This is a genomic window from Conyzicola lurida (genome assembly GCF_014204935.1).
Classification (GTDB): Bacteria; Actinomycetota; Actinomycetes; order Actinomycetales; family Microbacteriaceae; genus Conyzicola; species Conyzicola lurida.
In genome coordinates this window covers 1,998,973-2,013,183 of record NZ_JACHMJ010000001.1, presented here as the reverse complement: position 1 = coordinate 2,013,183, position 14,211 = coordinate 1,998,973, and the positions used below count along the sequence as shown (strand labels likewise).

Genomic DNA, 14,211 nt, shown 5'->3' with positions numbered 1-14,211 from the left:
GGGGGACCGGGTGGTGGGGCGGTGGGTAGGTGGGTCAGCCGGCGAGCGGCACGAGTCGGCCGGCGGCGGCGCTGACGGTCACGTCGTCGCCGACGGCGAGGATGTCGGAGCCGGTGCTGCGCACGTCGGAGATCAGTCGCACGCGGGCACCGCTGGCGTCGATGGCGTCGACGGTCACGAGCAGGTCGACGCCGCGGAACGCGACATCCGCAATGCGTCCTTCGAGGCGGAGGCCGTCGCTGCCTCCGGTGCTCGCGGCGGTGACCTCGAGGTGCTCGGGGCGCACGGCGAGCAGGTCGCCGGCGGCGGTGTGCACGAAGTTCTCGTAGCCGAGGAAGTCGGCGACGAAACGGTTGGCCGGGCTGCGGAACACGTCCTGCGGCGATCCCTGCTGCATGATGCGGCCGGCGCGCATGAGCACCATGTCGTCGCTCATCTCGAGGGCTTCGTCCTGGTCGTGGGTGACGAGCACGACGGTGAGGCCGGTCTCGGCCTGGATGCGGCGGATTTCGGCGCGCATCTGCACGCGCAGGCGGGCGTCGAGGTTCGACAGCGGCTCGTCGAGCAGCAGCAGTGTGGGCTTGATCGCGATGGCGCGGGCGAGCGCGACGCGCTGTTGCTGGCCGCCGGAGAGCTTCTTCGGCTTGCTCGCGGCGAGGTGGGCGAGGCCGACGAGGTCGAGCGTCTCCATCACGGTCTTCTGGCGCTCGGCGGCGGGCACGCGGCGCAGCTTGAGGCCGTAGGCGACATTCTCGGCGACGGTGAGGTGCGGGAACAGCGCGTACGACTGGAAGACCATGCCCAGACCGCGTTTTTCGGGCGGGGTGCGGGTGCTGTCGACGCCGGCGATCTTGATCGTGCCGGAGGTCGGCGTCGAGTACCCGGCCAGCATGCGCAGGCTCGTCGTCTTGCCGCAGCCCGACGGGCCGAGCAGGGTGGTGAGCTTGCCCTCGGTGATCGACAGGTCGATCGCGTCGACGGCGGTGAAGTCGCCGAATACCTGGCTGACTCCGATGAATTCTGCTGCGATGGTCATCGGTTGATTCCTCCGAAGATTTTGGCGAAGCCGACGGTGCGTTCGGCGATGACGGCGATGACGATGGTGGCGGCGAGGATGAGCGTGGCCATGGCCGCGACCATGGGGTCGTAGCTCTGCTGCACGTAGTCGAGCATCGTGACGGGAAGGGTGCGGAAGTCCCTGCTCTGCAGCAGGAGCGACAGCGGCACGTTGTTGAACGAGGTCACGAAGCTGAGCAGGCCGGCCGAGAAGATGCCGGGACGCAGCAGCGGGAGCGTGATGGTGAAGAAGGTGCGCAGCGGCGAGGCGCCGAGACCGCGGGCTGCCTCCTCGAGCGCCGGGTCGGCGAGGGCGAGCGATGCCCCGGTGACGCGCACGGCGTAGGGGAGCATCAGCACGGTGTGGCCGATCAGCAGTGTCTCGAAGTTGTCGAGCTTCAGACCGATCATGAGCTGCTGGTAGAGCGCGAGGCCGACGACGAGTTCGGGCACGATGAGCGGCGAGAGGAACAGGCCCTCGACCAAGCCCTTGCCGGGGATTCTGCCGCGGTAGATCGCGAGCGTGACGGGCACGCCGACGAGGAGCGCGAGCACGGTGGCGAGCACCGCGAGCTGGAGGCTCGAGACGAGCGCGCCGATGAACGGTTCGTAGGAGAGCGCGGCTTCGAACCAGCGGAGCGAGACGCCCTCGGGCGGGAAGCGCAGGGTTTCTCCGCCGGTGAACGCGGTGGCGACCACGAACATGATCGGCACGATCATCACGATGTAGCCGGCGACCGCGAGCGCGCTCGCTACCGGGCGACGGACCTTCACGAGGTTGCTCCTCTACGGGCGACGAGGGACGAGAGTCCGGAGACCAGGAAGACGAGGATCGTCATGATCAGAGCGGTGGCGGACGCCGAGGCCCAGTCGATCGTGACGCTCGAGTAGGAGAAGAGCTGGGTCGAGAGCATCCGCTGGCCGGAGCCGCCGAGGAGGTACGGCGTCGTATACGCGGTGACGGACCCGGCGAAGACGAGCGTGGCAGCGACGACGATGCCCGGCAGTGAGAGCGGGATGACGACGGTCCAGAAGGTGCGGGTTCTCGTGGCGCCGAGGCCTCGCGCCGCGTCATCCAGACCCGGGTCGACCTGGGCGACGGCGGAGTAGCAGGAGATGATCGCGAGGGGGAGGAACAGCTGGGTGAGGCCGAGCACGATGGCGAGTTCGGTGTAGAGCAGCTGCGGCGCCTTGTCGACGATGCCGAGCCCGACGAGTGCCTGGCCGATCGCGCCGTTCGAGCCGAGCACCACGAGCCAGCCGAAGGTGCGCACGACGTTGCTGAGCAGCAGCGGGAAGATCGCGAGGGCAAGCAGCACTCCGGACCAGCGGGACGTCGACCGGGCGAGCAGGTAGGCGATGGGGAAGCCGAGGGAGATGCAGATCGCGGTGACGATGAGCGCGATGCCGACGGTGCGGCCGATGATGCGCAGGTCGTACGGGTCGGTGAGCATCTCGCCGAAGCGCACGAAGATCTCGGCCGGAGCGATCCCGGGAGGGGAGAACAGCATGACGAACGACGGGACGAGGAAGCCGGCGACGAGCAGCACGAGCCCCGGGAGGAGCAGCAGCGCGGCTGTACGGGATTTCACGTGTACCTCCGGTGATCGTGACGGATGGGGGATGCAATCGGTTGTGCAACCGGTTACATTTAGCCTAGACGCGGATCCGGCGTCGAAAGCCGTCGCCGTGTAAACAACGTGTAACAAGACTCGGCGGGGTGCGTCCGGCCTCACCGGCCCCGCGCCTAGGGTGAGGATGTATCGAAGGGGAGTTCGTGTCTACGCTGGCCGATGTTGCCGCCCGAGCCGCGGTGTCGAAGGCGACCGCCTCTCGCGCGCTGAGCCGCCCCGAACTCGTCGCCCCCGAAACCACCGAGCGCGTGCTCGCCGCGGCCCGCGAACTCGGCTTCGTCCCCAACCGGGCGGCCCGCGAACTCGCGAGCGGCCGCAGCGGCATCGTCGCCCTCGTCGTCCCCACGCTCGAGAACAGCTTCTTCACCCCGATCATCGCCGGCGCCCAGGCCCGGGCCGAGGAGGCGGGCATGCAGCTGACCGTCGCCGTGCACCCGCTCGCATCGCCCGACGAACTGCACGCTTTCGAGCGGCTCTCCGCCCAGGTCGACGGGTTCATCGTCGCGGCGCCCCGCGGCGGCGACGACATCGTGCGTGCCGCGGCCTCGTTCAAGCCCACCGTGCTGGTCGACCGCGAGATCGACGGCCTCACCTCCGTCGTCGCCGACACCGCGACCGCGTTCGGCTCGCTCGTCACCCGCTTCATCGAGGAGGGGCACACGCGCCTCGCCTACATCGGCGGCCCCGATGGCTCGTGGCAGAACGGCCAGCGCTCGCTCGCCGTGTCGGCCGCCGCCGAGGGGCGTGCGCACCTCGATGTGCTCGGCCCGTATCCCGCGACCTTCGCCGCGGGCGTCACCGCCGCGGCCGCCGTCATCGACTCCGCGGCGACCGCCGTCGTGCCCTACGCCACGGCCATCGGCCTCGGCGTGATGTTTGCCCTGCGCACCGCGGGCATCGTGGCGCCGGCCATCACGGTGAGCTCCGAGCGCATGGTCGTCGACGCCCTCGGCTTCACCGGCGTGCCGGCCATCGACGTGGACGGCGACGAACTCGGCCACGTCGCGATGGACCGCCTGCTCGCCCGCATCGGCAGCCGCACCCCGCTCGCCACGGAGCAGTTGCGCATGCCCGTGCCCGTGCGCTGGGCCGAGCCGGTCGGCTGAGGTCTCACCGGCCCCGTTTCGACCGGTAGTCGCGCTCGTCGGCGGCAAACTGCGCTTCCCGCAGGTGCGGAAGAGCACTTTGCCGCCGATGACCGAGCGAGGGGCATGGATGCCGCGGCCGATGCCCGCACGCGAAACGGCCCCCGCCTCCCGAAGGAGGCGAGGGCCGTGACGGTGACGCGAACTACTGTGCGTCGCGCTCCTGCACGAGCAGCGCGCGTTCGACGCCGGCGAGGTTCTCCGTGACCAGTCGGCGCAGCGCCGGAATGTCGGGGTTCGCGTCGAGCCAGGCCTGCGTCGCGGCGACCAGCTCGGCCGATGCGAGCGGCGCGGGGTAGAGGCCCACGACCAGAGTTTCCGCGATGGAGTGCGTGCGGTCCTTCCACGCGGTGGCGATCATGGCGAAGTACGCATCGACGAGCGGCGCGAGCGCCGACGGGTCGTTCACGTGCTGGAATCCGACCGCGGTCTGGCGCACGATCGCGTTCGGCAGCTCGTCCGACGCCACGAGGGAGTCGAACGCCGCGCGCTTGTCCTCCGCCGTCGGCAGCGCGGCACGGGTGCGTGCCGCCGCCTGCTGGCCGTTCGACGTGTTGTCGGCGGCGAGCGCGGCATCGATCTCGGCGGTCCCGACCGCGCCGTTGACCGCGAGACCCTCGAGGATCTCCCAGGCCAGGTCGGTGTCGATCTCCAGTTCGGAGAGCGTGACCGATCCGTCACGCAGCCCCTGCAGCGTCGCCACGTGCTCGGGCGTCGAGGCGATGTTCGCGAAGAACTTCACGAACTGGAACTGCTCGTCCGACCCGGCTTCGGCGGCCTGCGCCAGCTTCCACAGCTCGTCGCCGACGGCGGTGATCGTCTCGGCGCGCGCACTCGGCTGCACGTAGAGACGGGCGGCGGTGGTCAGCTGGCCGAGCGTGGTGCGGATCGTCGTCGACTCGGTCTCGGTCGCGATGTTGCCGAGCACGAGACGCACGTAGTCGCTCGCCGCGGTCTCGCCGTCGCGGGTCGAGTCCCAGGCCGAGCCCCAGACGATGGCGCGGGCGAGCGGGTTCTCGATGTCGGCGAGGTGCTCGATGGCGACCGCCAGCGACGACTCGTCGAGCCGCACCTTGGCATAGGCGAGGTCGTCGTCGTTGATGAGGAGGAGGTCGGGCTTCTTGAGGCCCACGAGGGACGCGACATCCGTCTTCTCGCCATTGACATCGATCTCGAACCGGTCGGTACGTACGAGCTTGCCGCCGTCGAGATTGTAGAAGCCGATCGCGAGACGGTGCGGGCGGATCGTGGGGTAGTCGGCCGCGGCCGTCTGCAGGATCGAGAACGACGAGATCGTGCCGTCTCCCGTGGTCTCGACGGCGGGACGCAGAGTGTTCACCCCGGCGGTCTCGAGCCAGAGCGCGCTCCAACCACTGAGGTCGCGGCCGCTGGTGACCTCGAGCTCGCTGAGCAGGTCGGTGAGCTCGGTGTTGCCGTACGCGTTCTTCTTGAAGTACGCGGCGACGCCGGCGAAGAACGCGTCGATGCCCACCCAGGCGACGAGCTGTTTGAGCACCGATCCGCCCTTGGCGTAGGTGATGCCGTCGAAGTTGACGAGCACGTCTTCGAGGTCGTTGATGGTGGCGACGACCGGGTGGGTCGAGGGCAGCTGGTCCTGACGGTACGCCCAGCCCTTCTCCATGGCCTGGAACGTGGTCCATGCCTCGGTCCACTCGGTGGCCTCGGCGGTCGCGATGGTCGACGCCCACTCGGCGAACGACTCGTTCAGCCAGAGGTCGTTCCACCACTTCATCGTCACGAGGTCGCCGAACCACATGTGCGCGAGCTCGTGCAGGATCGTGACGACGCGGCGCTCCTTGACGGCGTCGGTCACCTTCGAGCGGAACACATACGTCTCGGTGAAGGTCACGGCCCCGGCGTTCTCCATGGCCCCGGCGTTGAACTCGGGCACGAACAGCTGGTCGTACTTCTCGAACGGGTAGGCGAAGTCGAACTTCTCCTCGTAGTACGCGAAGCCCTGGCGGGTCTTCTCGAAGATGTAGTCGGCGTCGAGGTACTCGAAGAGCGATTTACGGGCGTAGATACCGAGAGGGATGACGCGGCCGTCGCTGCTCGTCAGCTCCGACGTCGTCACCTCGTAGGGCCCGGCGACGATCGCCGTGACGTAGCTCGACAGCACGGGGGTGGGCGCGAAGGTCCACACGGAGGAGCCGGGCGCGGCGGGCAGCTCTTCGGGAGTCGGCGTGGGGGAGTTGCTGACCACGGCCCACGCGCTCGGGGCCGTCACGGTGAACTGGAAGGTCGCCTTGAGGTCGGGCTGCTCGAACACGGCGAAGACGCGGCGGCTGTCGGGGACCTCGAACTGCGAGTAGAGGTAGACCTCGCCGTCGACGGGGTCGACGAAGCGGTGCAGGCCCTCGCCGGTGTTGGTGTATTCCGCGTCGGAGACGACGACGAGCGTGTTCCGCTCGGCGAGCCCGTCGAGCTGGATGCGCGTGCCGTCGTTGACCACGGCGGGGTCGAGCTCGACGCCGTTGAGCGTGACGGAGAGCACGGCGCGCGACAGGTGGTCGATGAAGGTGGACGCCCCCGCGGTGGCGGTGAAGGAGACCTCGGTCGTCGAGCGGAACACTTCCGCTCCCGTGGTGAGGTCGAGGGCGATGGTGTAGCTCTGCACATCGACGGTCGCTTTGCGCTGCTGCGCCTCGACTCTGGTGAGGTTCTCTCCTGGCACGGGTGGGGCCTTCCTTCGTTGGTTGTCGGCTTGTGTCCGACCACCGAGTTTACCCGCGGCCTCCCGCGCGGCGGTGTGGTCGGTACGCGGGGCTCCGCCGCCGAGGGCGCGTGCGAGGCGGGCACCCACGACTGACCCTAGGCTGGCGGGATGACCGATACAGCCGCACGCACCCCCGTTGATTTCTGGTTCGACCCGAGCTGCCCGTGGGCCTGGATGACGAGCAGGTGGGTCGACGAGGTGTCGGCCCTGCGCGACCTCGACGTGACCTGGCACATCATGAGCCTCGCCGTGCTCAACGAGGACAAGGACGTCAGCGAGGACTACCGCGCCTTCTTCCCACGCGCTCTGCGCTACACCCGGCTGGTCGCCGCCGTCTCCGAGCTGCACGGGCCGGAGCAGGTCAAGCCGATCTACGACGCCCTCGGCACCCGCATTCACCCGGGTGCCCGCACCGACGTCGACACCGTGATCGCGGAGGCCCTCGCCGAGGTCGGACTGCCCGCCGGACTCGCCGCCTACTCCGAGAGCGACGAGTACGACGAGCCTATGCGGGCGAGCCACTTCGACGGCATCTCCCGGGTGGGTCAGGATGTCGGGACCCCGGTGATCGCCGTGAACGGTGTCGCGTTCTTCGGCCCGGTGATCTCGCCGGCACCCACGGGCGAGCAGGCCGCCACGCTCTGGGACGGCGTCGTCGCCGTCGCCGCGTACGACGGGTTCTTCGAGATCAAGCGGTCGCGCACCCGCGGCCCGATTTTCGGCTGATCGCCGATTATCGACTGGTCGCCGGTCTTCGACTGACGCTCAGACGCGCGCCCTCTCGCGCCGGGTAGCCGGGACGACCACCCGGTCGCGGGCGGCCGCGTCCGTCGTGCAGTCGTCGATCACCGACACCAGCAGCCGGCGCAACCGGTCGTCGGAGTCGGGGATGCATGCCTCGGCAAGCCCGATGATCGAGAGCGCGACGATCTTGTCGACCGTCCACGCGTCGAGCCGGGTGGTGGAGGTACCGACCGAGACGAGGAACGACCGCGCCCAGGCCTCCGCGGCGGGAGCCTGCCGGAACGCGCCCTGCACGACGTCGAGCAGCTGCAGGGCCATCGCGTCGGTCCGCTTCTCGAGCAGCGCCTCGCAGTGGGCGAGTCCCACCGAGATGGCCCGCTGCCGCGATTCGCTCGCCACCGGCAGCGCCGCCGCCGACGCGCGCACGCCCACGATGAGCCGCACCCGCTCGTCGGGCCCGGTGAGTCCGATCACCGACGGGATGTACGGCACGAGCTCGCCGCGCTTCGCGTCGGACGTGCAGTCGTTCACCGCCCGGGCGAGCGCCGCGATGGCCGGATGCGTGCAGGAGGGGTGGTCGCTCCAGCGCTCGCCGGCGAGGTGGGAGGCGTACTCCATAAAACACGCGCCACGCTTGGGCGTGCGATGCCGGCCGACGGACAGCACGGGCAGAAACTCGGGTATCTGGGTCGAATACTTGGGCATGTGATGCCTCCACAGAGAGTGAGATCGTGATGCCCAGTTTCCTCCCTGATCCGCCGAATGACCAGAGTCATTTGGGGCCCGCCCGGCCCTAGTGTTGAGCCATGCCCGAGACCGTGTTCGATCGCTCGCACGTCAACCCCGCGCTCGTCGCCGCATCGCTCGGCGGGAGCACGCTCGGGTCGTACTGGCTCGACGGCCTCGATGTGCCGACCTGGCCGGTGTTCGCCGGATCGGAACGCTTCGACCTGGTCGTCGTGGGCGGCGGGTACACGGGGTTGTGGACGGCTCTGCTCGCCAAGCACCGCGACCCGTCGGCCCGGGTGGCGGTGCTCGAAGGGCGGACCGTCGGCTGGGCGGCATCCGGACGCAACGGCGGTTTCTGCGAGGCGAGCCTCACACACGGGGAGGCGAACGGCGAGAAGCGCTGGCCGCGCGAGCTCGACCAGCTGAACCGGCTCGGTCTGGAGAACCTCGACGAGATCGAGGCCACCGTCGCCGCGGGCGGCTGGGACGTCGACTTCGAACGCACCGGGACCCTCTCGGTCGCCGTCGAGCCGTATCAGGTCGCCGGGCTGCGCGACGCTGCCGACGGCGACACCGAGTTGTTCTTCGACGAGGCGGCCGTGCGCGCCGAGGTGGACTCGCCCACCTACCTCGCCGGACTCTGGAGCACCCGCACCACCGCGGTCCTCGACCCGGGCAAGCTGGTCGCGGCGCTCGCCGTGGCCTGCGCGGAGGCGGGAGTCGAGATCTTCGAGCGCTCCGCCGTGCGCGGCCTCGACACGCGGTCGACGGCGGGCGCTGTCGTGGTCGAGACGAAGCAGGGCACCGCCGCGGCCGCGCGCGTCGCCCTCGCCACCAACGCCTTCCCGTCGCTCCTCGGCCGCTACCGGCTGCACACCGTGCCGGTCTACGACTACGTGCTGATGACCGAACCGCTGACCGACGCGCAGATCGCCAGCATCGGCTGGCAGAACCGCCAGGGCCTCTCCGACCTCGCCAACCAGTTCCACTACTACCGGCTCACCGCCGACAACCGCATCCTTTGGGGCGGCTACGACGCGGTCTACCACTACGGCGGACACATCCGGCCCGAGTACGACGACCGCCCGCAGAGCTTCGCCACCCTGGCCGCGCACTTCTTCGCGACCTTCCCGCAGCTCGAGGGCGTGCGCTTCAGCCACCGCTGGGGCGGGGTCATCGACACCTCGACCCGGTTCAACGCCTTCTTCGGCCGGGCCAGCCGCGGACGCATCTCCTATGCCGCGGGGTTCACCGGCCTCGGCGTCGCCGCCACCCGCTTCGCCGCCAACGTGATGCTGGACCACCTCGGCGGCCTCGACACCGAGCGCACCGCGCTGCAGATGGTGAGATCGGTGCCGCCGCCCTTCCCGCCCGAACCCGCCGCCTACCTCGGCGTGCAGGCGACCCGGTGGTCGATGGACCGCGCCGACCACAACGAGGGAAAGAGAAACCTCTTGCTCAAGACACTGGATGCCGCCGGCCTGGGGTTCGACTCGTGAGCGGGTGGCCGCCGCTCGACCCCGTCGCGGCTCTCGCCGTGCCCGTCGACCTACAGCCCGTTCCGACCGAGCGGGTACTCGACGGCGCGCCGACCGCGGGTCTGGTGGTGCTCGGCGAGTTCGAGGGACTCGAGTACGGCGTTTGGGAGATGAGTCCGGGCTCGATGTCGGACGTCGAGAACGCCGAGTTCTTCGTGGTTCTGGCGGGTGCGGCATCCGTCGAATTCATCGACACCGAGACCACCGTGCAGCTCGTGCCGGGGTCGGTGCTGACCCTCGAGGCGGGCGCGCGCACGATCTGGACCGTGACCCAGTCGCTGCGCAAGGTGTGGGTCGGCGTCTAGCCGCACGGGCTGGTGGATGTCAGGCGTCGCTGCTAGCTTGCGGGCATGAAAGAGCGCGATCTTTTCCTCAAGTCCGACGCCGCCCTGCGAGACGTGTTCGACCGCGTCGATCCCGACCTGCTGACCGTGCCGGCGCCCGCCGACTGGACGCAGAAACCGAACCCGACGCTGCGCGACATCGTGGCCGACCACGCCTACGACGAGGCCTGGGTGCCCGACGTGCTGGCGGGCAAAACCGTCGACGAGGTCGGCGACGCGTGGTCGGGCGACCTGCTGGGCGACGACCCGTTCGAAGCGTACGACGCCCTCAACGACGCGGCGACCGTGGCCGCGAACCAGCTGCTCGACCCCGACGACACCGTGCACCTGAGCTACGGCGACTTCCCGGTCTCCGAGTACTTCGTGCACATCTCGACCTACCGCGCGTTCCAGGCCTGGTCGATCGCGAAGCTCGTCGAGCTCGACTACTCGCTACCCGACGACCTCGTCGAGGCGCTCTGGGAGACGGTCGGGCCGCGCATCGACGAGTTCCGGCAGATGGGCATCTTCGGTCCCGAGGTCGCCGTGCCCGAGGACGCGGACCGCGAAACGCAGCTGCTCGGCGCGACGGGCTTCTGGCGCGCGTGAGCGTCGCCGGGGGAGGGCAGAAGGAGGGCAGAATAGGAGCATGCGCATCCACATCGCGACCGACCATGCCGGACTCGAGTTCAGTGAAGACCTCCAGACGCACCTCGCCGGCAACGGCCACGAAGTGATCGACCACGGGCCCACGAGCTACGACCCCCTCGACGACTACCCGAGCTTCTGCATCAACGCGGCGCAGGCCGTGATCGAAGACCAGGCGCAGGGCATCGAAGCACTCGGCGTCGTCTTCGGCGGCTCCGGCAACGGCGAGCAGATCGCCGCCAACAAGGTGCGCGGCGCCCGTGCCGCCCTGGTCTGGAACGTCTCGACCGCCGAGCTCGCCCGCCAGCACAACAACGCCAACGTCATCGCCATCGGGGCGCGCCAGCACTCCGTCGACGACGCGAAGCTGTTCATCGACACCTTCATCAACACGCCGTTCCCGGGTGAGGAGCGCCACGCGCGCCGCATCGCCCAGCTCGCCGAGTACGAGACCACCGGGTCGATCGCCGGCCACCAGATCGACTAGGGGAACCCGTGCCCGAGGGACATTCCGTCCACCGCATCACCCGGCAGTTCGCGCTGCACTTCGTCGGCAAGACGATCGCCGCGTCGTCGCCCCAGGGCCGGTTCGCCGGGGGAGCGTCGGAGATCGACGGACTCGAGATGACCGACGCCAAGGCCGTCGGCAAGCAGATGTTCCTCGAGTTCGACCACCGGCTGTGGCTGCGCGTGCACCTCGGCATGTACGGCGCGTGGGACTTCGCGGGCAACATCACCGCCGACGCGACCACCGCGTCCGCCGGCGGACGCATGGGCCAGACCAACCAGCGCGGCACCGTGGTGCCCGACGACAACGAGCCCTCGCTCTCCAGCATCGGCGCGCCGCGCCGGCTGCGCATGGCCGAGCAGGAACGCCTCGGCGAAGCACTCGACACCTTCCCGCCCGAGCCGATCGGCGCCGTGCGCGTGCGGCTGCTCGCCAGCGACACCGTGGCCGACCTCCGCGGACCGACCGCGTGCGAGGTGCTGCAGCCCGAAGAGGTGCAGGCCGTGATCGCGAAACTCGGGCCCGACCCTCTGGTCGACGACCCCGACGAGGGCCGCGCGCGGTTCGTCGACGCGGCGATCAAGAAGGCGACGCCCATCGGGCTCATCCTGATGGACCAGAACGTGGTGAGCGGCATCGGCAATGTCTACCGGGCCGAACTGCTGTTCCGGGCGCGGCTCGACCCGCACAAGCCGGGCAAGCTCGTGCCGCGCGAGACGCTCGAAGAACTCTGGGCAGACTGGACCTACCTGCTCGGCGTCGGCGTCTCCACCGGCCAGATGATGACGATGGACGGGCTGAGCCACGAGGACTACGTCAATGCGCTCGCCCGCCGCGACGACCGCCACTGGGTGTACCACCGTGCGGGCAAGCCCTGCCGCGTCTGCGGTACGCCGATCGTGATGGAGGTGGCGGCGGGGCGCAAGCTCTACTTCTGCCCGGTCGACCAGACGTAGCCGCGCTTCGTGCATGGCAGGATTTAGCCATGCGTCACACCCCCACCTACATCCTGACCGATCCCGACGAGGTCAAACGCCTCGTGCGCGAGAACCCGTGGGCGACGTTCGTGTCGAACACGGCGAACGGTCTCGTCGCCTCGCACTACCCGGTCGTGCTCGAGGAGACACCCGAGGGCATCAGCATCGTCAGCCACGTGGGGCGTCCCGACGAGAAGCTGCACGAGCTCGGCCAGCACGAGATGCTCATGATCATCCAGGGGCCGCACGGCTACATCTCGCCCGGCTGGTACGCGAACTCCGAGTTCGTTCCGACGTGGAACCACGTCACCGCGCACCTGTACGGCACCCCCGAGATCCTCAGCGACGCCGAGAACTTCGACGTGCTCGACGACCTCGTCGACCACTTCGAGAAGCAGCTGCCCCAGCCGATCAGCCTCGACATTGACGAAAACCAGGCCCGCCGCATCGCCGAAGGTACGGTCGGCATCCGGTTCGTCGTGACCCGGTTCGACGCCCGCCTCAAGCTCAGCCAGAACAAGACCCCCGAGGTGGTCGACCGCATCATCGACGCCCTCGAGGGCGACGGCCCCTTCGCTTCCGCGTCGCTCGCCGCCGAAATGCGCCGCGTGCGCGACGCCGTCTCCACGACCGACCTCACCGACGAAGAGAACCATGCTCCTGCGTAACGCCCGCATTTCCGGATCCGACGGCGAGCTCGTCGACATCCTCCCCATCAACGGCACCATCGCCTCGATCTCCCCGGCGTCCGGGTCGGACCGTGGCGTCGACCTCGGCGGCCGCTGGGTATCGCCCGGGCTCTGGGACAACCACGTGCACTTCAGCCAGTGGGCGCTGATCCAGCAGAGGCTCGACATTTCGACGGCTGCCTCGGCGGCGGATGCCGCGGCCATGGTCGCCCGGGCGCTCGAGTCAGCGCCACCGGAGCCGACCCCGTTCATCGGCTTCGGGTTCCGCGACGGCCTCTGGGCCGACGAACCGACCGTGGTCGCGCTGGACGAGGCAGCGGGCGCGCGTCCGGTCGTACTCGTGAGCGGCGACCTGCACGCCGTCTGGCTCAACTCCGCCGCGCTGACGCTCTACGGGCACGCGGGACATCCGACCGGACTGCTGCGCGAAGACCCCGCCTTCGAGGTCACCCGCCAGATCGGCGCCGTCTCCGACGAGCTGCTCGACTCCTGGGCCGACGCGGCCGCCCGGGTCGCGGCATCCCGGGGCGTCGTCGGCATCATCGACCTCGAAATGCGCTGGAACCTCGAAACCTGGACCCGCCGCATGGCGTCCGGCGCCGATTCGTTGCGCGTCGAATTCGGCATCTACAGCGAAGACCTCGACCGTGCCATCGCCGAGGGGCTGAAGACCGGAGACCGGGTCACGGAGCTCCTCACGGTCGGGCGCTACAAGGTGCTCACCGACGGCTCGCTCAACACCCGCACCGCGTACTGTTTCGACGAGTACTCCGGCCGCGAGGGGGAGGAGCACTCGCACGGCATGCTGACCATGCCGCCTGAGAGCCTGCTGCCGCTCATGCGCAAGGCTGTCGACGCGGGGATCGTGCCGACGGTGCACGCCATCGGCGACCACGCCAACAGCCTCGCGCTCGACGCCTTCGCCGAGCTCGGAGTGGGCGGGCGCATCGAGCACGCGCAGCTGCTCGCCGAGTCGGACATCGCGCGCTTCGCCGAACTCGGGGTCGAAGCGAGCGTGCAGCCCGACCACGCCGTCGACGACCGCGACATCGCCGACCACCACTGGGCGGGCAGCGCCGATCGGGCATTCGCCTTCCGCAGCCTGCTCGACGCCGGCGCGACGCTCGCGCTCGGCTCCGACGCCCCGGTGTCGCCGCTCGACCCGTGGAACACCATCGCCGCCGCCGTGACCCGCACCCGCGGCTCGCGCGAGGCGTGGCACCCCGAACAGCGCATCACCGTCGCGGAGGCCCTCGCCGCGTCCACCCGCACCACGGTCGAGGTGGGCCAGATCGCCGACCTCGTCGTCACCGAGACCGACCCGCTCGCGGCATCGCCCCACGAGCTGCGCGGTTTCCCCGTGGCTGCGACGCTGCTCGGCGGGCGGTTCACGTACAACGCGCTGTAGCGCCGGCCGCCCGCGGCCATATAGAAACCGCCCCGCCCCGCGCCCGCCCGACAGGATGCGGAGCCGCCCGCCGTG

The 14,211-nt window shown here is 69.6% G+C and carries 14 protein-coding genes; 9 read left to right on the top strand and 5 right to left on the bottom strand.

The features are described 5' to 3' along the window. Positions 1-34 precede the first annotated feature (34 nt). The 3 genes from HD599_RS09690 to HD599_RS09680 are packed head-to-tail and all read right to left on the bottom strand — an operon-like array spanning position 35 to position 2,648. Positions 35-1,036, bottom strand: a complete 1,002-nt coding sequence (locus HD599_RS09690) for an ABC transporter ATP-binding protein (protein WP_184236604.1) — start codon at positions 1,034-1,036, stop codon at positions 35-37. After that, positions 1,033-1,830, bottom strand: a complete 798-nt coding sequence (locus tag HD599_RS09685; RefSeq protein ID WP_184236602.1) for an ABC transporter permease subunit — start codon at positions 1,828-1,830, stop codon at positions 1,033-1,035. The genes HD599_RS09690 and HD599_RS09685 overlap by 4 nt, the downstream gene beginning before the upstream one ends. Beyond that, a complete protein-coding gene (locus HD599_RS09680; protein ID WP_184236599.1) occupies positions 1,827-2,648 on the bottom strand; it encodes an ABC transporter permease subunit in 822 nt (273 codons plus the stop codon). Before HD599_RS09680 ends, HD599_RS09685 begins: the two co-directional genes overlap by 4 nt. Before the next feature lie 185 nt (positions 2,649-2,833). On the opposite strand from HD599_RS09680, the gene HD599_RS09675 reads away from it, so the two are divergent. Beyond that, the gene (locus HD599_RS09675) at positions 2,834-3,796 is read left to right on the top strand and encodes a LacI family DNA-binding transcriptional regulator (protein WP_184236596.1); all 963 of its coding nucleotides are present in this window, start codon (positions 2,834-2,836) and stop codon (positions 3,794-3,796) included. 184 nt (positions 3,797-3,980) lie between these two features. On the opposite strand, the gene pepN is transcribed toward HD599_RS09675, so the two are convergent. Continuing rightward, positions 3,981-6,530, bottom strand: coding sequence for an aminopeptidase N (pepN, locus tag HD599_RS09670; protein ID WP_184236593.1), 2,550 nt, complete (start codon positions 6,528-6,530; stop codon positions 3,981-3,983). A 150-nt stretch (positions 6,531-6,680) separates the two neighbouring features. Here pepN and HD599_RS09665 point away from each other — a divergent pair, with 150 nt between their 5' ends. Continuing rightward, on the top strand, positions 6,681-7,298 hold the full coding sequence (locus HD599_RS09665; RefSeq protein ID WP_184236590.1) for a mycothiol-dependent nitroreductase Rv2466c family protein: 618 nt from the start codon (positions 6,681-6,683) through the stop codon (positions 7,296-7,298). Positions 7,299-7,337: 39 nt separating this feature from the next. On the opposite strand, the gene HD599_RS09660 is transcribed toward HD599_RS09665, so the two are convergent. After that, the gene (locus tag HD599_RS09660) at positions 7,338-8,021 is read right to left on the bottom strand and encodes a hypothetical protein (RefSeq protein ID WP_184236587.1); all 684 of its coding nucleotides are present in this window, start codon (positions 8,019-8,021) and stop codon (positions 7,338-7,340) included. A gap of 101 nt (positions 8,022-8,122) precedes the next feature. On the opposite strand from HD599_RS09660, the gene HD599_RS09655 reads away from it, so the two are divergent. Genes HD599_RS09655 through HD599_RS09625 form a run of 7 tightly spaced genes read left to right on the top strand, consistent with a single transcriptional unit; the run spans position 8,123 to position 14,136 of the window. Beyond that, positions 8,123-9,544 (top strand): NAD(P)/FAD-dependent oxidoreductase, encoded by a 1,422-nt coding sequence (locus HD599_RS09655; RefSeq protein WP_184236584.1) that lies wholly within the window; start codon positions 8,123-8,125, stop codon positions 9,542-9,544. Further along, positions 9,541-9,888, top strand: coding sequence for a cupin domain-containing protein (locus HD599_RS09650; RefSeq protein ID WP_343061996.1), 348 nt, complete (start codon positions 9,541-9,543; stop codon positions 9,886-9,888). Before HD599_RS09655 ends, HD599_RS09650 begins: the two co-directional genes overlap by 4 nt. 45 nt (positions 9,889-9,933) lie before the next feature. Then, positions 9,934-10,515 (top strand): DinB family protein, encoded by a 582-nt coding sequence (locus tag HD599_RS09645; RefSeq protein WP_184236581.1) that lies wholly within the window; start codon positions 9,934-9,936, stop codon positions 10,513-10,515. Positions 10,516-10,555: 40 nt separating this feature from the next. Then, positions 10,556-11,041 (top strand): ribose-5-phosphate isomerase, encoded by a 486-nt coding sequence (locus HD599_RS09640; protein ID WP_184236578.1) that lies wholly within the window; start codon positions 10,556-10,558, stop codon positions 11,039-11,041. 8 nt (positions 11,042-11,049) lie between these two features. After that, positions 11,050-12,018: a DNA-formamidopyrimidine glycosylase family protein gene (locus HD599_RS09635; protein WP_184236575.1), complete on the top strand. Its 969-nt coding sequence runs from the start codon at positions 11,050-11,052 to the stop codon at positions 12,016-12,018. 29 nt (positions 12,019-12,047) lie between these two features. Continuing rightward, positions 12,048-12,707 carry an FMN-binding negative transcriptional regulator gene (locus HD599_RS09630; protein ID WP_184236573.1) on the top strand — a complete coding sequence of 220 codons (660 nt, stop codon included), beginning with the start codon at positions 12,048-12,050 and terminating at the stop codon, positions 12,705-12,707. Further along, on the top strand, positions 12,694-14,136 hold the full coding sequence (locus HD599_RS09625; protein ID WP_184236570.1) for an amidohydrolase: 1,443 nt from the start codon (positions 12,694-12,696) through the stop codon (positions 14,134-14,136). Before HD599_RS09630 ends, HD599_RS09625 begins: the two co-directional genes overlap by 14 nt. Positions 14,137-14,211: the final 75 nt, after the last annotated feature.